Genomic DNA, 20,052 nt, shown 5'->3' with positions numbered 1-20,052 from the left:
AGAAAGGAGGTGATCCAGCCGCACCTTCCGATACGGCTACCTTGTTACGACTTCACCCCAATCATCTATCCCACCTTCGGCGGCTGGCTCCTTGCGGTTACCCCACCGACTTCGGGTGTTATAAACTCTCGTGGTGTGACGGGCGGTGTGTACAAGACCCGGGAACGTATTCACCGCGGCATGCTGATCCGCGATTACTAGCAATTCCGACTTCATGCAGGCGAGTTGCAGCCTGCAATCCGAACTGAGACCGGCTTTGTTGGGATTGGCTCCATCTCGCGATTTCGCAGCCCGTTGTACCGGCCATTGTAGTACGTGTGTAGCCCAGGTCATAAGGGGCATGATGATTTGACGTCATCCCCACCTTCCTCCGGTTTGTCACCGGCAGTCTATCTAGAGTGCCCACCCGAAGTGCTGGCAACTAAATATAAGGGTTGCGCTCGTTGCGGGACTTAACCCAACATCTCACGACACGAGCTGACGACAACCATGCACCACCTGTCTCCTCTGTCCCGAAGGAAAGATACATCTCTGTACCGATCAGAGGGATGTCAAGACCTGGTAAGGTTCTTCGCGTTGCTTCGAATTAAACCACATACTCCACTGCTTGTGCGGGTCCCCGTCAATTCCTTTGAGTTTCAGTCTTGCGACCGTACTCCCCAGGCGGAGTGCTTAATGTGTTAACTTCGGCACCAAGGGTATCGAAACCCCTAACACCTAGCACTCATCGTTTACGGCGTGGACTACCAGGGTATCTAATCCTGTTTGCTCCCCACGCTTTCGCGCCTCAGCGTCAGTTACAGCCCAGAGAGTCGCCTTCGCCACTGGTGTTCCTCCACATATCTACGCATTTCACCGCTACACGTGGAATTCCACTCTCCTCTTCTGCACTCAAGTCACCCAGTTTCCAGTGCGATCCGGGGTTGAGCCCCGGGATTAAACACCAGACTTAAATGACCGCCTGCGCGCGCTTTACGCCCAATAATTCCGGACAACGCTTGCCCCCTACGTATTACCGCGGCTGCTGGCACGTAGTTAGCCGGGGCTTTCTTCTCAGGTACCGTCACCTTGAGAGCAGTTACTCTCCCAAGCGTTCTTCCCTGGCAACAGAGCTTTACGATCCGAAAACCTTCATCACTCACGCGGCATTGCTCCGTCAGGCTTTCGCCCATTGCGGAAGATTCCCTACTGCTGCCTCCCGTAGGAGTCTGGGCCGTGTCTCAGTCCCAGTGTGGCCGATCACCCTCTCAGGTCGGCTACGCATCGTCGCCTTGGTGAGCCGTTACCCCACCAACTAGCTAATGCGCCGCAGGCCCATCCCCAAGTGACAGATTACTCCGTCTTTCCAGTTTCCTTCAGGCGAAGAAAACAACTATTCGGTATTAGCTACCATTTCCGGTAGTTGTCCCAAACTTGAGGGCAGGTTGCCTACGTGTTACTCACCCGTCCGCCGCTAACCATCAGAGAAGCAAGCTTCTCATCAAGTCCGCTCGACTTGCATGTATTAGGCATGCCGCCAGCGTTCGTCCTGAGCCAGGATCAAACTCTCCAATAAAGTATTGAAAAGAGCGATAAGCTCATTTTGAATCTGACGAGATTAAAAATCTCATTTGTGCTCCAGTCGATTCAAGCCAAGGCTTGTCTCGAACTTTCGCGTTCATTCTGCAAGCAGAATGTTTACTCACTCGTTGTTCAGTTTTCAAAGATCAAACTTGTTTTGTTACCGAATGTTGTTCTCTTCAGCAACTCTTATATAATATCATGTCCGAACCAACTTTGCAAGCTCTTTTTTTAAGTTTCTTTCGAAGCTTATTCGTTTCGCTTGCCGCACCATGTGAACCGTGTTTTCTTGGCCGGATTAATAATATATCACGTATAGATATTAATTACAATACTTAATTTAATAAAATTCATTTACCACAAATCAACTACCTTTACTGTGTCGCTCTCCTCTATATCCCAGCGTAAAGTTTATTATAGCTTAAATGACATTCTTTCCATTCATACACCACAATACATGTCTAATTGATTTTAAACTTATTAGCCTACATCTCCTCTCATATATTTTAGCTTCATTAAATATGCACAATTTAGGTTGTCCTTTTATCAAGGTCATGCAGGATTACTGCGGGGCACTGTAAGTTACCACGAGTATAAGTAGAAGTATTATAGAAGACACACAAAAAAAGTGATGCACGCATATTACTATACGTGAACCACTTTCTTGTGTGTTATTACATTATATATAGAAGGAAACTCTTAGTGTTGTGCCTGTGCTGATGCTGGAGGCGTCATCGTCATTTGTCCATTACCTGCTTTTTGCATGCCAACTCGTAGCACCGTAATCCCCCACGTAATAATCGAGATCAACAGAAGATGAACCATGTATCCCCCCACTGCTTCTCCACTATAGATCAAACGCATAAATCCCTGTACCCCATTGGAAGCGGGTAGAAAGTCTCCAATATAACGGTAGAATGGCGCCAGCATCTCGGCTGGGATGATATTTCCTGCTGTCATCAACTGGAGTGGAACCATCGCTACATTAAATAGAGGGCCTGCATTGCCAAACAGGGCAAAACTCATCTGTGTAAAACAGATACAAGCCAGACTCACCAGCACATGATACAGATACAAAGCGCTGAAGGAGCTCGCAACATCCGTGAACTGAAGAGCTACTGTATCCACAATTAAGGGAACGATCACAGCTATACATAATAACAGCATTTGCCGTCCCCAGAAGATTTCCCATTTGGAATGGGTACGCTTCATGATATTCGACGTAATATTGAACTGAATATTCATGGTCATCGAAGCAATGTAGGTGATAAAACCCAGAATCATGGGCAGCATCGATGTTGCAAAATCACTTACACTGTTCGTTTTATTAATTTCAGCCTTCACAGGCCCTTCATTCATCTTCGCCATCGCTTGTCCAATGGCTGCACTCAGTTCATCGCTGTTTGTACTATCGCTATTGAGTGTCACTTGAACCTTGGATTCCAGAATCCCTTGACCCATTTGTGCAGTCATTCCGGTCGCGGCATGTTCCACAATGGATTTGGCTACATCTGCATTTCCCTGATTGATATAAAAGGACAAACTCGCCTCTGTACCTCCTTTAATCTGGTCAGTGAATCCTTTCGGAATAATAATAACCATCGCATAGTTACCTGCATTCATCTGTTGCTCAGCTTCCTCGGCAGTACCCAGTACATTAACATGGAAAGGCGCGAGCGTTTCAATCTGCTTCTGTACCTCTGTTCCCTGTGTCCCGTCTTCGTTCACCAGAGCAACTTGAAGTTGATCCACTCTCTCCGTGGCTTGATGATACCCCGTCATCCAGATCACAACAAATAACAACGGAACAATCAATGCAAAAACCAATCCTATTTTTGTCTGTGGCACTTTAAGAAAATCTTTGAAGCTTTTCATTCGTTCACGACTCCCATTAGTTAAAATTAAAATAATTGCACTGCATATATATGCACATGCACATAATTGTTCAAAAAAATTTATTTCATCTTTTCATAGATGCGATTCATCACATTCAAGAATGCTTCAAGCTCTTCAGGGGAACATTCGGCGAGTGCCTCTTGCTCTTGCTTTTTTGACTTAGGTGTCAGAAATTTATTCATTTCCAGTCCTTCCGCCGTCAAACAAAGCAAAACCGCTCTGCGGTCCTGTGGATCTTCTTCTCTTGTCACCAGACCTTTGCGAATCAACTTGTCTATAATTTTGCCTACCGTTGTCTGGTCCCGCACTGTTAATTCAGCCAGTTTTTTCTGTGATATATGGCTTCCAGCCTTGCTCAATTCATTCAAGACTGCAAATTGTTCCGGAGTAATATCCTGTTCACTCAGATTTCTGGTTGTTGTTTTTTTATATGCCAGATACGTCCGTGACAGAATCAGTCCAAGTGGATTTTCATCCATATTAACAGGCATGCTGATGCTCCTTTCTCTATATAGTAGCACTACCATCTAATTTGCGTAAGCTCTATATTATTACCAGATCTGCAATACTGTCAATTTAATTTTTATATTTCCAAGCAAAAAGAGACCCACCCGTTAGTCAGGCAGCTCTCTCCTCTGGCATCGTCAAACCATACTTACTCGGGCTTGCCACTTGAAGTTTCGGTATCGTCCTTCTTCTTTGTGCCTTTACTTTTATAAGGCTTCGGGGCACTTTTCGCCCGATTTGCAGCGGCTTGCCAACGGTTCCAGCCTTTTTTACCCGTACCACGGCCGGTGCCGCCTTTTCCTTTTGCATTGCTCATGTGATCACTCCAATAATCCTGTATATGCTTAAAAATGACCGTCCTCGGTAACTTATTATGCAACCCAGCCCATCTAATTCACTTCCAGCATTTCTTATTATACCAAAAATCGATGCTCCTACGTCTTTTCTGCACAATTACATTTCATCCTTCGGTTGTTTCACCGATTTGCCCCCTCTGAGTACCCGTAAGGATAACAGGAAACAGATCGCCAAAACGGCTGCTGCCGAAACATAAGGATAGTTAATATTCACATCGAACAGTGCTCCAGCTACGATCGGACCTGCGATATTCCCCAAACTGGTATACGCCGAATTCAGTCCGGCCACAAAGCCCTGTTGTTCTTGTGCCAGTTTGGACATCTGTGTACTGATCGCCGGACGTAAAATATCCATACCCAGAAAGACGATAAACGTTACGACAAGAATGAGCCAATACGTATGCACAAACAAGGTCAACAGTACAAATACAGCTACAAATAACAGACAGACCGAAATGACCATCTTTTCACCAAACCGATTGAGCAACCAACCGATCAGGGATACTTGCACAACCGCACCCGCGATGGAGCCAAATGTAATGATAAATGCAATGTCTTTGGTCGTGAAGCCAAACTTGTGATCCACAAACAGTGAAAATACCGTCTCGTAGTTCGCGAGACCAAATGCCATAACAAACACGATGATCAAGCTGAAAAAGTATGGTTCACGGTATGAATTCAGCAATTGGGATACCATACCCGGAGCTTTGACCTTCGCTGCGCCAGCGACAGGTTTACTTTGTTCTCCTGTGCTTCGTGCAGATTCCGGCAAAATAATCAAGGTAATGATCGCTGCCAGCAAACCGGCAACCCCTGCGGCGTAGAACGGAATTCGAATGCCAAAGTCTGCGATGTATCCACCAATTCCCGGGCCGATGATAAAGCCGGTTGTAATCGCTGCATTAATCAATCCCATACCTTTGCCGCGTTCTTCCTCTGTTGTAATATCTGCGGTGTAAGCCATAACCGCCGGGAAGATCATCGCTGCACCAATACCGCCTAACATGCGGGCTGCGAAGAGCAAGACCGGTGCATTGACCGCACCAAACATAAACTCCGATACGGCAAAGATCAGCATGCCGCCAACGATAATTTTTTTACGTCCCCATGTATCCGACCAACGACCCGCAAGCGGGGAGAACAGAAACTGGGTGAAGGAAAATGCCGCTACCAGCAATCCAACCGTGAATCCGGTGATATGCAGTAGATCCATATACGCAGGCATGATCGGCACAACCAGACCAATACCAGTAAAAACAAGAAAAATATTAAACATTAACAGCAGCAGTGCGCCCCTGTTCCGTGTTAGTAATGCCATAATTCCATCCTCCGTAGTTGTCAAAATGTTGCTTAAGCTTTATCTTTTGCAATCCCATGCAAGAATACACTGGCAGCCTGTCGGTATAACGCAAGAGCCTGATCAGGCTCCATCCTCCGTGACATCTGACTAAGACCAATAATGGTACTTTCCAATATCAGTGCGAGATGATCTACATTGTCTGCTTTGAACTCACCGCTCTCAATGCCTTGCTCTATCATTTGTTTATTAAATTGAATATGCCGCTCAAACATTAAGGATATCCGTTCCTCAATATCATTTTCTTTCTTTTCCCCTGTGAAGAACTCATCAGCAGCCTTCGTCAGCGGATGATTCATATCGTCCAGAACTAATTGTTCCGCCAAACCATAAATCTTCTCAGTGGAGGTGCGATAGAGATGTTCTTTGGTCGCCCAACTCGCTTCCCACTCCCGATCCCACTCATCAATTAGATAGAGGAATAGACCTTCCTTACTTTTAAAATGGTAATATATATTGCCTTTGCTGCTGCCCGTCGCAGCTACAATATCCTCAATGGACGTTGCTTTATAACCTTTTTGTACAAAAAGGGCTTTGGAAGCATCCGCAAGTTTTTTCTTGGTCTGCTCAGTTTGAAGTTGCTTTTTATTCATATTCATTCCATTTCACTCCGTCCCATGCATACTGAACATTCGTTCTGTATTTTAACAGATGCACCCAATATAAGCAATGAAAAAGGAGAATTGGCACATAGGCCAACTCCCCCTACCTAATTCATTTCATCTTTTTACCCTGACCATGTAATATTTTCAGTTGACCATTCTCGTAACCAATCTGATACGTAACCTTGTACTTCGCCGTTACATATTCACCATCCCTACGTTCATCCGCTGAAATGACAGCAGTGACTTCTATCTCATCATTACCCTTGTCAGAAGACGCGACCTCCCCGATCGTCACATAACCGGTGTTGAGATACCCCTCACGGAACTTGGCATAAGTTGTGCCGCCTTGCCAGTCACTTCCGAGTAATGCATAGGATTCGACGTAGTCACTCAGGTTCAGATAGCTATAGAAGTCAGTAACCAATGCCTCAGCTTCCAAGGAAGAAGCAGATATTCTCGAAGTACCTTCACCAACCATTTGGACAGCTTTTGTGTTGGACGAATGGTTGGACCATGCCTGCACCTGCTTCAGTACACTGGTAATCGGGATACTGAATCCGAGTCCGGCTTCCTGTTTCACCCCTGTTGAATTAATGCCAAGCACTTCACCCGTCTCTGCATTGATCAATGGACCACCGCTATTACCGTTGGTGATGGGGGCCGAGATTTGGTACATATTCGTATAGATGTACGGCGAAATCTCAAAACTGCGTTCGACACCGCTTATGATTCCCGTTGTTACCGTGTTTTCGAAGCCTAACGGGCTACCCAGTGCCAGGATCTCATCTCCAACCTCCGCTTTAGACTTCGCAATGGGCAACGGCTTCAATTCTTTCAAATCAGGTACCCTTATGACAGCAACGTCTGTTTCTTCCCCAATCCCGATAACGGTACCTTTATATTCCTCATGATTCAACGTACGGATGGTCACTTCCTTTGATCCTTCCACCACATGCGCGTTAGTCACAACATCTCCCTGATCATTGTAAAGAAAACCGGAGCCCAATCCACTGCTACTCTCAATCGTAACCACTTTTTTCTGACTCTCTTCAATAATCTGTTTACGCGTTTTCTTCACGGTTGTCTTGGAGGCAGACTTCGCCTTCGGGGTTTCAATCTCTTTTGCAGTAACAACAGCCAGTCTGGGACCAACCTCCAGCTCATCAGCCGAATGCTGATGTATCCATAACACGCCTCCTGCCCCAGCCCCGATAATGATTGCACTGGATATGATTGTACTCCATGTTCTTTTAGACATTTTAACTCCCCCTACTCCAGATACCATGTTGCATTCGTAACAGATACGTCTGCTGCTTCGTACACACCATAATAATAGGTTTCAAAATAACCCTGTTCTCCGGTATCCAGTGTGACTGGATAGACATATGCATCTGTCTCACCGATATAATCACCATCAGTGCTATTAATATTGATTATCAGTGCAATCGACCAAATCGGACGTGTACCGTTGTTAGCTACCATCCCACTAATATGTAGATCACCATAAATATCCAGTTCTGCTGTGAGCTCCACAACACTTACTGCTCCTGTCCGATTTCTCAATTCTTCCTCAGCTGCTTGCTGTTCTGCTAACAAGATACGTTCTTCTTCCGCTTTCTCAAATGCCTTCTTCTCACGTAGTATCTCTTCTCGATATGTTGTCAGTTTCACTTCCTCAGGTGCATAAGACAACCCTTGATCAACGGTTTGCAGTGCCGCCGTAAAATTCTTTTTCTTCACTTGCTGCTCAGCCTGCTTATAACTAATCCCGGTCAGTTTATCTACAATTTGCTTCTCTACTGCTTCGGCTTCCTTGCCATTCAAGTTTGATACTGCTTTGAGTTTCTCTGCAAGACCCTCAACCGTTGTCAGAGTATCAATCTCCTTTTTCACCTTCAGTACAGCCAGCGTGACCTTTCTGTTACTTAATGCGGCACGGACTTTGGCAAAAATCGGTTCCTCTCGCTCCTTCAATACTTTGGACACAGCCTGAATAGTCTTGTCTCCTGCCGACAATTTTCCTGTTTTTAGACTTGTGGCAGCATCGTTCAACTGATTCATCAAATTGAACGCTTTCGCCGTGATTTGGCGATCCTGTATAAGTGCATCCACATTCGGGCGTAACGCGAGAGCTGCATCCAGGAGTTGCAATGCTTCTTTATATTTCCCGTCCAGTGCAGCTTGTTCTGCTTGCAGATGCAGTGCTTTTACCTCTGCATTTATACCGCTCTCCTGATTATAATAGTACGTCAAAAGAGCCCCCATTACCGCTGCCAACAGTAGGGGAATGATCCAGCTAAATGTACGACCTTGATTGGCACTTTCTTGTCTTGGTGCAGGCTGTTGTTGCCGGGATAGTGATTCAGCTGGTACTGCTTCTTTCAATTTAGTGCTACACTTTCTGCATGTTTTATCCCCTGGGCCGTTTTTAGTCCCGCATACGTGACAATACACCCTGATCCCTCCATCTAAAAAACATATGTATACTTCGCTCTCTGATACTTCAGCATGTTGTATGCTTCGATTCAAATCGCCAACGTGAATCGACATTTATCATATAGCAAAAAGGTAAAATACACCATATGTTCTATAGATATCACGTTTGAACGAGTCATACTGAATGCAAAAGAACCTTCCTATTAATCTAGGAAGGCTCTAGTTATTTTCATTTTATTACTCCGAAGGAAAAGCACTTAGATCCATATAGGAGACTTCCCACAGATGATCATCCAGATCCTGAAAACTCCATCCGTACATGAATCCGTGATCCTGCGGTTCATTGGATGGCTTCGCTCCTGCATCTAGGGCAGCTTGTACAATCACATCTACCTGCTCACGGCTATCTACAGACAGGGCAACGATAACTTCGGTTGTATCGGCAGCATTGGAGATTTTTTTCGAAATGAAGGATTGGAAGCGTTCCTCCACCAGAAGCATGACATAAATATTTTCCCCGATGATCATACAAGTAGCAGACTCGTCCGTAAAATTGGCGTCAAACTCAAACCCCACCTTGGTAAAAAACTCAACGGATTTCTTCAAATCTTGAACAGGTAAATTGACAAAAATCTGCTTAGCACGAATAGCCACCATAGATCACCTCGAACCTCATAGAATAGATTTCACCTCAAAATAACACCTCGCGAATACGCTGTCAATTGAATATAATGGAGACATTCCAACTTGTGAGGTGACACGGATGTTGCTCCGTATTGTTCGAAGTATATAGTTGTCGGGCTGGGTCAAAACGCGTACCAGCTATCAAGGGACACGTCTGTCCATTTGATCGTATTCGACCATATACACTAGAACGATTTGGCACAACTCTCTTGTCCTGTTCAAACAAACTCACATTGGAGGAATATGAAAATGAAAAACAAAATAGATTATGCTGACTTTTATGAACGCATAGGCCGGGCGAATGGCTGGAACTTCAGCTCCATGAACGTGGTCTCGGAGAAAATCGGATGGAACTTCTATGAGGAAGTTGTTCGCCATACACGACCGTCCGATCTGTTGCTGGATATTGGGACGGGTGGTGGAGAATCCATTCTGTCCATTGCGGAAGAAGCTTTATTCCTAGTGGGAATTGATCTCGCTCAAGGAATGATTGAGACCGCACAGCATAATCTTCAGGCTACGGGCGGTCATTCCAATGTACGCTTTCTTCATATGGACGCAGAAAAACTGGATTTTCCAGATTGCTTCTTTAATGTGGTATCTTCCAGACACTCCGGGTTCTCTGCTTCAGAAGTATTTAGGGTTCTTGCTCAGGGTGGGATATTTCTAACCCAGCAGGTCAGCGAACATGATAAATCCAACCTTTCAGAAGCTTTTGGCCGTGGACAGAGCCTTGGCATTCAACCTGGCACATTGATGGAACGATACAAGCATGAACTTCAAAAAGCAGGTTTCCATGACATTCAAGTCCGTGAATATAATGTGGTGGAGCATTACGCTACACCCGAAGATTTGATGTTTCTCCTAACCCATGCACCCATCATTCCTGATTTCGGAAAGGTAGAAACTGACTTCGAACAATTCCAGCAGTTTGTGAAAGAAAATCACGATGAGAAGGGCATTCGTACCAACTCTGCACGCTTCATGATTACTGCAAGGAAATAAATGATCCCATATTGAATAAAATGAAACCAAAAAAGGCCCGGTCACATGTGAGAACGATAACATGGTGACCGGGTCTTTATATTATGCTTGCGAGGCTATATTAAATCGGAGTTACTGCGTAATCTCTAACTTTTCCAAAAAAGGCTTTAATTTATCCACGACATAGTGGCTTCCGCCCCGGCCGTTCACCTCTTCAATTACAGCGGATAACAGGAAGGTCGGAGAGTCAGTATCAAATACTACGAAAAATCCGTTTTCCTGCCCCTTCTCTCCCTTCTTTGCTTTCAGCTCCGCTGTTCCCGTTTTGCCCGCGAGTCCTCCAGGTATTGAATTCAAGGTGTGAGCGGTGCCTCCCTGCCGTGAAACAACTTCTCCCAGCGCATCCTTAACCGTATTTGCGGCTTCCGGAGTAATGATTACCTCAGGGGCAGTGCTTTCTTTTCCCTCGATCAGAACAGGTTTCACCAGCTTCCCTTCATTAATAAAAGGTGTAAATGACGATGCCAGATGAATCGGGGACATCAACATCTCCCCTTGCCCGTAGGACGTATCCGCGAGCAACACCTCAGACGACAGATTCAGATTCGCTTCGTTGGCATATTGGCTCGGCTTCAGATACAATTCATCCAGTCCAAAGTTATCGCCAAAACCAAATTTCTGGATCCCATCAATAAACTTGGCGCTGCCCATCTCGATCGCTTCCATGGCAAAGTAAATATTGTCAGAGTATACTAGTGCGTCGATCATGTTAACGGGGGATAAACTCTTCACACGCTTAACATAATAACCGCCCCAGCTATCATCTTTGCGCCATTGCAAGCCAGAGATATCATGGGTTTTGTCCGCTGTGGTCACCTTCTCCATCAGTCCTGCTGCGGCTGTAATGGCTTTGAAGGTTGATCCTGGTGCATACCGGGTAGTGACTCTGTTGATAAAAGGAAGCTTCTCATTCGCCGAATAAGCATCCCATTCTGCCTGAGTAAGTCCTGTAACCATCTTGTTCGGGTTATAGGAAGGCGCACTGACCAACGCCAGCAGGTTGCCGTCCGTCGGATTCATCAGAACCATCGCACCCGCGTCTCCTCCGCTGGATAATGTCTGATATAATTTCTTTTGCTGCTTGGAGCTAATCGTCAGCTGAACATTCTGTCCATCTACAGCATCCTTGCGAATAAGCTCAGAAAGCGAGTTACCGGATTCATCGGTGATTTCAATCAGACCGCCACGCTCACCGCGCAGTTGCTTCTCCATGGACTGCTCCAAACCTGCTTTCCCAATCCAATCCTCGGCGCGATAATACCCTTCCGTATCCTTATCCAGATCTTCCTTGGTGGCCTTGCGCACGTAACCAATCAGGTGCGCAGCCGCCTCGCCGAGTGGATAATAGCGGATTTCCTTGCTTTGCATTGTAACCCCGCTTAAAGATTCTGGTACGTCAAACTCCTCCGTTGAACCAATCGGGACAAAATACTCCGGCTTCACCCATGTCTGCGCAAGCGCCTTCTGAATGGCATCTTCCGAAACCTGATAATGGCTCGCGATTCGGGTAATCATCTGGTCCGGGTTATCACCAAGTTTCTCAGGTACAATGCCCCATTCATTCATCGTACCCTTGGTAGCGAGCGGCAAACCATCACGATCCACAATGTCTCCACGATCCGGGAACAGTGTCCTCACTCGTACCTTACTGCCCTTAACCATGTCATTCAGGATCAGCGAAGGCTGCCAGTTAATTTGCCAGTTTTTACCCCCGTCCTCAAGCTCGTGCCGGACCAGTTTCAATGTATGCGTCTCACTGACTTCTCCCAAAAAAGTTGTCAGTTGCAGATTATAATCCACCTCATACGTATCCGGGTTTTGTTTCTCTGCATCGGTCTTACTGCGATCGGAAGCCGTTTCGGCAACATCCACAGGTTTAACCTCCGCCTTGATGGTGGATACTTCCATACCCGAATAGATCGCATTGTATTTCTCAACAAATTGTTCCTTGTTCATGCCCGACTCTTGCAGCGAAGTAGATGTCATCAAGGTGTACAACTGGTCAAATTCTTTTTTTTGCAGATGCTCTATGTACTGATTCACGGTAGTCTGGGGTTTGGCCTCTGCTTCTTTGTTATTCTGCATGTATAGATACATTCCGATTCCACCTGCAAACAAGATGGGCAGCAGTCCGTACATTAATTTACGTTTGGATTTCATGGTTACATCACCTCTAATATACACTATAGATTTCCAGAGCCATTTAAACAATGAAACAAATCTGACGAATTTATCATTAAAAATAGCCGAAAGCTCACATAATATGTTTAAATAAGGAGAGTGAGATTACATACTAAAGCTTTTTTGCTATGCAAAAGGCTGAAAAGGAGCCCGATGATGGAAATCAGCTATTTTTTACTCCCCAAAGCCGAAGTGGCCTATATCAAGTCTACCGCTTCCATGAAAGATGCTATTGAGCAATTGGAATCGCAACACTACACCGCCATTCCCGTGATTGACCAGGATGGAAAATATGTTGCTACCCTGTCCGAAGGCGATTTGTTATGGAAAATGCGAAATACACCCGGATTGACTTTTGATACGATGGATCAGGTTCAGGTCCATGAGATTAACAATCGGGTATATAATGAATGTGTATTCATTGAGGCTGAAATGGAGGATATGCTGACACTTGCAGCAGACCAAAATTTTGTGCCCGTGGTGGATGTCGATCGTGTCTTCCTCGGTATTATCCGTCGTAAGGATATTATTGAATACTATACGCGTAACATTTCGGATTAGATGAAGTCAAACATCACGTAATAATCGAAAGGGTACTCCTGTGGTCATATTTTGGCCAAATCGGGGTACCCTTTTTGTTTCATGGTATGGTCGGAATCACTCTACTTGCGTTTAGCCCGCTCTTCAATGTAATAACTCAACACGTCCCCCGGGCTTCCCTGAAATGCACGCTCTCTGCCGAACTCATACGCCTGATGCAGATACGAATACGCCTCGTCATGCTGCTCAAGTCTCATGCAGATCATGCCGAGATCGACCAACGGACTCGTACTTCTATCCGAACTCCGTGTACTTAACGATATCTCAGCCCATGGCTTCGCCAGTTCATACTGCTTCAAATCGATATGTGCATTCGCATGACAGGATGCGATCCAGCTTGCAATCTCCCATTCCATCTTCGGCTCGGGCAACATGCCCCAAGCCTGATCATAATAGATAAGTGCTTGTTCATGTTGCTGCGTCTCATCCAGCACATTACCGGCTTCTACCGTTTCTACAATTTGTCGCTCCAGTTCGGCATGTTCCGGTGTCAGATCTTTCATTGCACCGTCTCCTCCTCCAGGACGAAATACCACTCCAGAAAAGCATTGAAATCAGCCCACTGTGGCTCACTCTCGCCATTAAGAAACCGTTCAATCGATTCGCCCAGTTCCACCAGCACCACTTCTCCCGTCTGACGGTTGTAGAAAAATCCACCTTCACCTTCAAAACTGTCCAGTGGAATATATGCCTCGGGAAGTCCCAGTGTAAGCTGTGCTACATTCATGTCTTCCATATATACGGTGTTCTCCATAAACCAGCAGATCTGATACAACTCCTGATGCCTGCTGTAGAAAGTCGGTCCATCCTCTGCATGTAGATAAAATTGTGCAAAATCCGACTGAAGATCGATCTCCAGCTTTTGCAATGCTTCTTCGTAGGCTGCTGGAACATCTTCATGCCACCAGCCTTGCTCCTGGCAATGATCAATCACTTTATTGGATAACATCGCAGACCTCCCACTATAAAGTAATGTTTTCGCCTGTTTTCTCGTCCATTCGTAGATTTACAACCTCGACATCTTGGCTTGATGGGGGAATATTGGTTCAGAACCAGATTTTGCTGTAATGACCGGTGACGGGAACAGAGCTTGGACTCCATTTTTTATCCAAACTGTGGTCATGCTTATGATCGCACAGTGGATCTCCACATCTCCCTCGGGGTTCACCCTCCCATGTCACGCGGGGTCATTGCCCTTACATTCCTTCGTTCTACCTGCCAAGGGGTGGAGGCCGATTCTTGCTCCTAAACGGGGTCGTTGCCCTTATGGAATGGTATTCTTCGGCTTCTCCGGTGCTTCAATTGTCTCGTTATACATCTGTGAACGAGTGGAGATTTCAGACTATTGATTCTTTGAACTAAGCTGCAATCTGTTGTAACTGCGCTTGTCGTACAGGACCAAGAACTTCGTTTGCGTTGTACTCTATTTCCTTCGTCCCCAGCGTGTGCAGGACGCGTATCAGTTTGCCGCAGAGCGCGATGAGCGACTGTTTTTTCTTCAGCGGATTTTGACTTCGTGTTGTGAAATACTTGTGAAGGGCCTTGAACTCCTCATTCTTAGCTACCATTGGCATGACGCAACGGAACAATAGGGCTCTTAGTCGAGATCGTCCACGCTTGGTAATGCCAGTTTTACCCTTACGCTTACCAGAACTATTTTCTTTTAGATTCAAGCCCGCCAATCGGATGATTTGTTGTCCGTGGTCGTAATGACTCAAATCGCCAACCTCAGCCAGAAATCCTGCAACGGTAACCGCGCCAACGCCTGGGATATTCAACATCTGCGTTGTTCCCGGTATCTCACTTAAGATGTCCATGACCTGTTTCATGGTCGTTTCCACCTGTTTAGAGAAAAGCTCATACTGGTCGAGCAAGCTCAGAAGCTCCAGTCTCGCAGCTCGTAACCCTTCGGTAAGCCCGATGGATATCCCGGCTGTCGCAAAGAGCTTTTCCGCTCTCTTGATACCGACTCCGCGCTTCACTTCCGTTTTCCAGTGTGCGAGAACGCCTCTGGCGCCTGTAGAGACGATCTCTTCCGGTGTCGGAAACTGGCGCATGGTCATCAAGGAAGTTTTGCCTTCCCAATCTTTAAACACGCTCAAATACTCTGGAAAATAGCGGTCGAACCAATTATGCACACGTGCCTTGACTTGGTTTAAACTCACCATAACCTTCTCACGGAAATTCATGAGGATGCGTAGTTCGGCATATTCCATTGCCGGCAATTTGGGCTCCGAGTACTTCCCGTTTCGAATGAGATCTGCAATGACTTTGGCATCCTTATAGTCACTCTTCGTCGGCGAGTTATCCTCAAGTTCCTTGCTCTTGTTTACGTGATGCGGGTTCACAATGACGATCTTGATATCTCGAGCTTCCAGAAAAGCGGCTAGCGGAAACCAGTAGTGCCCGGTAGGCTCGATTCCGAAAACAATGTCCGTTTTCAGATGAACCTCCTGAAGTTCTTTCATCCATGTTACTAGCTTCGTTAACCCTTCCTGATCGTTGTGGAACACGCAGTCTTTTCCTAATTCAATGCCACGGAAATCTACCGCTCTAGCTACGTGAATCTTTTTAGCAATGTCTGCTCCAATGACTAGCGTTTCTTCCGTAATTCGCGTAATCCGTTGATTCTGTTTCTGTTTCATCTTATACTTCATTATGTGCGCCTCTTTTCGTATGTGGGTATTGTTCTTGTCCGGAACAACGATTCCCAGTATACTAGAGGCGCATTTTTCATTCAAAGCTCAAATTACTTCATTACAGGAATGGCTCCTAATTCAATTTTGCTCACACAGATTTTACAGGTATCCAGACTTGGGGAGGTGTGCCGTGACCTTTGTACACTTCAAGTTCCGGAATCCCTGCATGCTTATATGTAGTGGAAGGAAACCACTCTCTCATAATATGGTGCCACAACCGTTGTATCGCCTCCGGCTTTAATTCATCCGCTTCAAATACAACCCAATGGGACGCGGGAAGTTCGATGGACACCAAACCTTCAGGCACTTCACCTGAGCGAGAGGTAGCAATCCAATACTCCATTTGATTGTCCTTCAGCTCTCTCTGATCTACACAGATGCCCACCAGACCGGGAATAGCTCCGTTATTGAACCCGTTTAAAAGTTCCTCAATGCCGTCTGCCAAAGCATCCTGCCACATCTTAGGAATTTCTCTTAAATTCTCTCCACCCACACAAGAGAACGTTCGTTTGATGCCCACAAAGGTAAGGGACTGTTGTTGGATCACATGTTCATTCACATTCATTAGATGGACTCCTCTCCGAGAGCGATACGGGGCACGGTTCTCCATGACCCATTCATGTTGTCTCATAGTTGATATGTATCTCCGTTATGTCCTACAGATACTTTATCAAAAGAGCAGAACGATTGGAAATAGCGCCGGTGCTACTGGTCATATGAAAGTAGCAGGAACAGAAGTAGACGTGCGATTCATGACTTAAAAGAATATTTACCTACCATTCGTTCCTGCTCGATGTTGGGAGATAGAAATACCGAGTTTGCCCCCGTCCTTCATTTCCTTATTCTGGTGCAACTTTCTCCTTAGTCATTCGTCTAACTACTGACCAACAACTAAGGAGATGACTATGCGAATAACTTGCAGCCCCGGTTTCCCAGGAAGCATGATTGGATCGATTGATCTTCAGCCATCGAAGTATTACAGCGCACCTTCCATGAACAGCAAGATCACAGAATATGTTGACCCCGAACTCGTTACCATTCCCTATGTGGAAGATCCGGAATTCGGATCACACTTTGAGGCCATGAAGGTCATGAACGGAACTTATAAAGATGAAATGCATGTAAGCTATGATGTCGAGTTTACGATTGATGTGGACAAAAAAGGTTATATTACGCAATTTGAACATACGTTCCAGCTGGAGCGTTATTTGGATCTGGTACGAACGCAGTCCTATAAAGTGATCAAGACAAACTGGCGCGGACAAACATTTCACGTGATGACATACAGTTACCTAGAGGAAGTCATTCATCCGAAAAATGTTCTTTTTAGATGTAACAATGCCGAGGATGTCTTCGTCGTGGCTGAACTTATGCCCCATCGTGTTGGTGGCATTGTAGTACAACCCAATAATCTTTATCTTCATTTCCGTGCATTAATCTCGGCACGAGATGATCTTTACCCATTAGAATATATGTGTGAGCCTGATTTCGACCTGAGTCTCGACTAAAAAGTAGATACATATTTAGAAAGAGCATAAGCTGTCCCGTATCAGCGGGGTGGCCTGTGCTCTTTTTTCAACAAATGAACCACCAACTCCCTAATTCAAACACCCTCCTTTATATACTCGGCCTTATGCTCTCATGCCTGGCTCTAAGCAAAACCAGCTGTAATGTCGATGAATATACCATAATGCTGAACATGCATATGTTCTTCGTACGTTCAGATATGAGAGGGGTTGGAAACATGGTTTACCGGAAAAATAAAATGAAATCACTGTTCGCTCTGCCCTTGGCAGGCCTGCTGTTTCTGTTATGGGGTGCTCAATCTGCACATGCGGAACAGGTCGACAGTTTGTTGCCTGAGCGAAGTCAGCAGGAGATCATTCAAAAGTGGAATCAGTGGATGAATGGCAATGATACATCTCCCCTGTATACAGAGATACCTTCGACAAGTGCTCCCTACTCTGCTGGTGTGATAAGTGACGCCTATCTGGAACAAGGGCTGAACGCAGCCAACTTTTATCGTTTTATCACGGGGCTACAGGGCGATCTTGTCCTTGATCCTACCTTGAATCGTCAAGCCCAGCATGGGGCTGTTGTGGTCTCCACGGGTGGATACCTGTCCCATTATCCAGAGCAGCCAGGAGATATGCCAAAGGATTTCTTTGACACCGGTTCAAAGTCTGCCAGCAGCTCCAATCTGTACGTTACCAGCAGTGCCAAGAGTAACGTTCTGACAAAAAGCATACAGGCCTACATGAATGATTCAGACGCCTCCAATATTGATCGACTCGGTCATCGGCGCTGGATTTTGAGTCCACAACTGCAACGAATCGGATTTGGACTCGCCACTCGTAGTGAAGCAGGCAAGACATATGATCAGTACTATAGTGCCATGCAGGTATTTGATAAAAGCAGAACTGGTGGAACTTCGTTCAACTACAGCCTGTTCCCGAATCAGGGCGCATTTCCAATCGAAGCCTTTGGCAGTACACAGGCCTGGTCTGTTCAACTGAATACAGATGTATTCGCGAAACCATCACTATCTGAGGTACAGGTCGAGATGACTCGGACTTCCGATCAACGTACGTGGACCTTTAATGCCAAGAATCAGAATAGTGGCTTTCCAACCGGTTATTACAACGTGGACCCTGCGGATAAACAATGGTTTAATCAAGCCTATTTCAATGTAGAGACAGGTGGATATGGATATGGCTACGCCATCATCTTCCGTCCGGACGATGTGCAATTGTTAAAGAACGGCGATACGTTCAACATTCGAATTACAGGTCTGCAAAAGAAAAATGGTACAGCAGCGGAGATCTCATACTCCACACGTTTCTTCCATGTTGACGGTGTTCAAGATGCCACTCTTACCCGTATAACGCCAGGACAACAAAACCTGAACGTCCGAGCAGGAGAACAGATTGATCTACCTTCAATCACTGCAGTGAATGATAACGGAACATCCTATGTTCCACAATCTAACGTTTCCTTCACCACGACGTCAGATCGCATTGCCATCAAGGATGGAAAAATCATTGGACTTCAGGCTGGTAAAGCCGAAATTCGGATTCGTTTTGAAGGGAAAGAAGTGGTTGTCTCTGTTACGGTCACGGGAATCCCCCAATTAACTGATATCCGTACACATTGGGCGAAAGATGCCATTCAATGGGCCGTTCAACAGGAGATGGTCAGTGGATACGAGGATGGAACGTTCAAACCCAACAATCAGGTGAGTGAAGCCGAATTCCTCTCCATGTTGTTTAAGCTGTATGCGAATTCCGATGTCATTCAGAGCATTGATGCTGCAGAGGGACAAGCTATCCAAGGAAACATCTGGAGTGATCGTTATTATACCTATGCTTCCGCGTTGAATCTGAAACTGGATGCCAGCAAACAAAATCCGAAGCTGCGCAATCATGCCTTGAACCGAACAGAAGTAGCCGTAATCGTGGCGGGGCTTGGCGGTAAAAATTATACCCAGGATGAAGATGCCATCCGGTATCTGCTGAACATGGGATACTCTTCCGGCAAAACTGCAGCTACGGTGCAAGGTTATGCGGGACAAGAATCCTTGACCCGGGCTGAGGCTGTTGTTTTTCTCCAGAACCTGAAGGAAAAAGGCTTCGAACTATGGAGCAGACCGAAGAATGCCACTGAAGCTACCGAGAATGAAAAGAACGGTGGACTACCGGATCAGACCATGAAAGCAGTATATTCTGCCGATCACACGCTGGTCCTTCAAGGTACGTTCCCGGCGTATGCCAACCAGACAATGCCGATTAAAATTCATGGTCCTTCGCCTGCTGTAGAGCATATCCAAACGCAGCAGGTTACAACAGATGCTTATGGCAATTTCGAATTAACGGTAAGTAACCTTGATGCGAAGGAACTTAACCTCTATGTGGACGTACGCGAAGACTATGCCTACTGGATCAGTGTAGAAGCGGGGCGTACTGCGATAAGTGATTATACCGAGTAATATGTAAAAAACAGCTTAGGAATCCTACATTGAATTCCTAAGCTGGTTTGTTTGTTGTGAAGACTGATTATGGTATGAGACATGACATACGTTCAATGTTCAGTGTTCAATGTATTGGTGGATATAACTTTTTACGTGTAGA

At 45.8% G+C, this 20,052-nt stretch carries 17 protein-coding genes and 1 rRNA gene; 4 read left to right on the top strand and 14 right to left on the bottom strand.

Annotated elements, in window-relative coordinates; all coding sequences use genetic code 11:
* Positions 1–2: 2 nt before the first annotated feature.
* The 9 genes from MKY66_RS04470 to MKY66_RS04430 form a co-directional block, all read right to left on the bottom strand.
* Positions 3–1,555, bottom strand: a 16S ribosomal RNA gene (locus MKY66_RS04470).
* A 704-nt stretch (positions 1,556–2,259) separates the two neighbouring features.
* A complete protein-coding gene (locus MKY66_RS04465) occupies positions 2,260–3,435 on the bottom strand; it encodes an ABC transporter permease (RefSeq protein WP_076217243.1) in 1,176 nt (391 codons plus the stop codon).
* A gap of 80 nt (positions 3,436–3,515) precedes the next feature.
* Entirely contained in the window at positions 3,516–3,947 is a 432-nt protein-coding gene (locus MKY66_RS04460) for a MarR family transcriptional regulator (protein ID WP_076217244.1), read from the bottom strand.
* A 164-nt stretch (positions 3,948–4,111) separates the two neighbouring features.
* Complete coding sequence (locus MKY66_RS04455) at positions 4,112–4,279, bottom strand: DUF3934 family protein (RefSeq protein WP_074093608.1); 168 nt, start codon at positions 4,277–4,279, stop codon at positions 4,112–4,114.
* A 137-nt stretch (positions 4,280–4,416) separates the two neighbouring features.
* Positions 4,417–5,637: an MFS transporter gene (locus tag MKY66_RS04450; RefSeq protein ID WP_076217245.1), complete on the bottom strand. Its 1,221-nt coding sequence runs from the start codon at positions 5,635–5,637 to the stop codon at positions 4,417–4,419.
* Between the two features lie 32 nt (positions 5,638–5,669).
* Positions 5,670–6,269 carry a TetR/AcrR family transcriptional regulator gene (locus tag MKY66_RS04445; RefSeq protein ID WP_076217252.1) on the bottom strand — a complete coding sequence of 200 codons (600 nt, stop codon included), beginning with the start codon at positions 6,267–6,269 and terminating at the stop codon, positions 5,670–5,672.
* 121 nt (positions 6,270–6,390) lie between these two features.
* Positions 6,391–7,539, bottom strand: coding sequence for a trypsin-like peptidase domain-containing protein (locus MKY66_RS04440; RefSeq protein WP_076217246.1), 1,149 nt, complete (start codon positions 7,537–7,539; stop codon positions 6,391–6,393).
* Positions 7,540–7,550: 11 nt separating this feature from the next.
* The gene (locus MKY66_RS04435) at positions 7,551–8,666 is read right to left on the bottom strand and encodes a hypothetical protein (RefSeq protein ID WP_076217247.1); all 1,116 of its coding nucleotides are present in this window, start codon (positions 8,664–8,666) and stop codon (positions 7,551–7,553) included.
* A 288-nt stretch (positions 8,667–8,954) separates the two neighbouring features.
* A complete protein-coding gene (locus tag MKY66_RS04430) occupies positions 8,955–9,371 on the bottom strand; it encodes a VOC family protein (RefSeq protein WP_076217253.1) in 417 nt (138 codons plus the stop codon).
* Positions 9,372–9,650: 279 nt separating this feature from the next.
* Here MKY66_RS04430 and MKY66_RS04425 point away from each other — a divergent pair, with 279 nt between their 5' ends.
* Positions 9,651–10,406, top strand: a complete 756-nt coding sequence (locus MKY66_RS04425; protein ID WP_076217248.1) for a class I SAM-dependent methyltransferase — start codon at positions 9,651–9,653, stop codon at positions 10,404–10,406.
* Positions 10,407–10,517: 111 nt separating this feature from the next.
* Here MKY66_RS04425 and MKY66_RS04420 read toward each other — a convergent pair whose 3' ends face one another.
* Positions 10,518–12,605 (bottom strand): penicillin-binding transpeptidase domain-containing protein, encoded by a 2,088-nt coding sequence (locus MKY66_RS04420; RefSeq protein WP_076217249.1) that lies wholly within the window; start codon positions 12,603–12,605, stop codon positions 10,518–10,520.
* Positions 12,606–12,782: 177 nt separating this feature from the next.
* Here MKY66_RS04420 and MKY66_RS04415 point away from each other — a divergent pair, with 177 nt between their 5' ends.
* Positions 12,783–13,187 (top strand): CBS domain-containing protein, encoded by a 405-nt coding sequence (locus tag MKY66_RS04415; protein WP_047840578.1) that lies wholly within the window; start codon positions 12,783–12,785, stop codon positions 13,185–13,187.
* A gap of 101 nt (positions 13,188–13,288) precedes the next feature.
* On the opposite strand, the gene MKY66_RS04410 is transcribed toward MKY66_RS04415, so the two are convergent.
* From MKY66_RS04410 to MKY66_RS04395, 4 genes are all read right to left on the bottom strand, one after another.
* On the bottom strand, positions 13,289–13,729 hold the full coding sequence (locus MKY66_RS04410; RefSeq protein WP_076217250.1) for a hypothetical protein: 441 nt from the start codon (positions 13,727–13,729) through the stop codon (positions 13,289–13,291).
* The gene (locus MKY66_RS04405; protein ID WP_076217251.1) at positions 13,726–14,175 is read right to left on the bottom strand and encodes a hypothetical protein; all 450 of its coding nucleotides are present in this window, start codon (positions 14,173–14,175) and stop codon (positions 13,726–13,728) included. Before MKY66_RS04405 ends, MKY66_RS04410 begins: the two co-directional genes overlap by 4 nt.
* Positions 14,176–14,584: 409 nt before the next feature.
* Entirely contained in the window at positions 14,585–15,871 is a 1,287-nt protein-coding gene (locus MKY66_RS04400) for an IS110 family transposase (RefSeq protein ID WP_339806924.1), read from the bottom strand.
* Between the two features lie 142 nt (positions 15,872–16,013).
* Positions 16,014–16,490 carry a GyrI-like domain-containing protein gene (locus MKY66_RS04395; RefSeq protein ID WP_076214907.1) on the bottom strand — a complete coding sequence of 159 codons (477 nt, stop codon included), beginning with the start codon at positions 16,488–16,490 and terminating at the stop codon, positions 16,014–16,016.
* 376 nt (positions 16,491–16,866) lie between these two features.
* Here MKY66_RS04395 and MKY66_RS04390 point away from each other — a divergent pair, with 376 nt between their 5' ends.
* Both MKY66_RS04390 and MKY66_RS04385 read left to right on the top strand, forming a co-directional pair.
* The gene (locus tag MKY66_RS04390) at positions 16,867–17,433 is read left to right on the top strand and encodes a hypothetical protein (RefSeq protein WP_339806922.1); all 567 of its coding nucleotides are present in this window, start codon (positions 16,867–16,869) and stop codon (positions 17,431–17,433) included.
* 257 nt (positions 17,434–17,690) lie between these two features.
* Positions 17,691–19,910, top strand: a complete 2,220-nt coding sequence (locus MKY66_RS04385; protein ID WP_339806920.1) for an S-layer homology domain-containing protein — start codon at positions 17,691–17,693, stop codon at positions 19,908–19,910.
* The last annotated feature ends 142 nt before the right edge of the window (positions 19,911–20,052 follow it).

The sequence above is a fragment of the Paenibacillus sp. FSL R5-0766 genome (assembly GCF_037971845.1).
GTDB lineage: Bacteria > Bacillota > Bacilli > Paenibacillales > Paenibacillaceae > Paenibacillus.
The sequence above is the reverse complement of the archived record's forward strand: the minus strand, read 5'-3'. Positions and strand labels throughout refer to the sequence as shown.

Coding starts and splice junctions, on each gene's coding strand:
- MKY66_RS04465 (WP_076217243.1), bottom strand. CDS start 3,435: ATGAAAAGCTTCAAAGATTTTCTTAAAGTGCCACAGACAAAAATAGGA.
- MKY66_RS04460 (WP_076217244.1), bottom strand. CDS start 3,947: ATGCCTGTTAATATGGATGAAAATCCACTTGGACTGATTCTGTCACGG.
- MKY66_RS04455 (WP_074093608.1), bottom strand. CDS start 4,279: ATGAGCAATGCAAAAGGAAAAGGCGGCACCGGCCGTGGTACGGGTAAA.
- MKY66_RS04450 (WP_076217245.1), bottom strand. CDS start 5,637: ATGGCATTACTAACACGGAACAGGGGCGCACTGCTGCTGTTAATGTTT.
- MKY66_RS04445 (WP_076217252.1), bottom strand. CDS start 6,269: ATGAATAAAAAGCAACTTCAAACTGAGCAGACCAAGAAAAAACTTGCG.
- MKY66_RS04440 (WP_076217246.1), bottom strand. CDS start 7,539: ATGTCTAAAAGAACATGGAGTACAATCATATCCAGTGCAATCATTATC.
- MKY66_RS04425 (WP_076217248.1), top strand. CDS start 9,651: ATGAAAAACAAAATAGATTATGCTGACTTTTATGAACGCATAGGCCGG.
- MKY66_RS04420 (WP_076217249.1), bottom strand. CDS start 12,605: ATGAAATCCAAACGTAAATTAATGTACGGACTGCTGCCCATCTTGTTT.
- MKY66_RS04415 (WP_047840578.1), top strand. CDS start 12,783: ATGGAAATCAGCTATTTTTTACTCCCCAAAGCCGAAGTGGCCTATATC.
- MKY66_RS04410 (WP_076217250.1), bottom strand. CDS start 13,729: ATGAAAGATCTGACACCGGAACATGCCGAACTGGAGCGACAAATTGTA.
- MKY66_RS04405 (WP_076217251.1), bottom strand. CDS start 14,175: ATGTTATCCAATAAAGTGATTGATCATTGCCAGGAGCAAGGCTGGTGG.
- MKY66_RS04400 (WP_339806924.1), bottom strand. CDS start 15,871: ATGAAACAGAAACAGAATCAACGGATTACGCGAATTACGGAAGAAACG.
- MKY66_RS04395 (WP_076214907.1), bottom strand. CDS start 16,490: ATGAATGTGAATGAACATGTGATCCAACAACAGTCCCTTACCTTTGTG.
- MKY66_RS04390 (WP_339806922.1), top strand. CDS start 16,867: ATGATTGGATCGATTGATCTTCAGCCATCGAAGTATTACAGCGCACCT.
- MKY66_RS04385 (WP_339806920.1), top strand. CDS start 17,691: ATGAAATCACTGTTCGCTCTGCCCTTGGCAGGCCTGCTGTTTCTGTTA.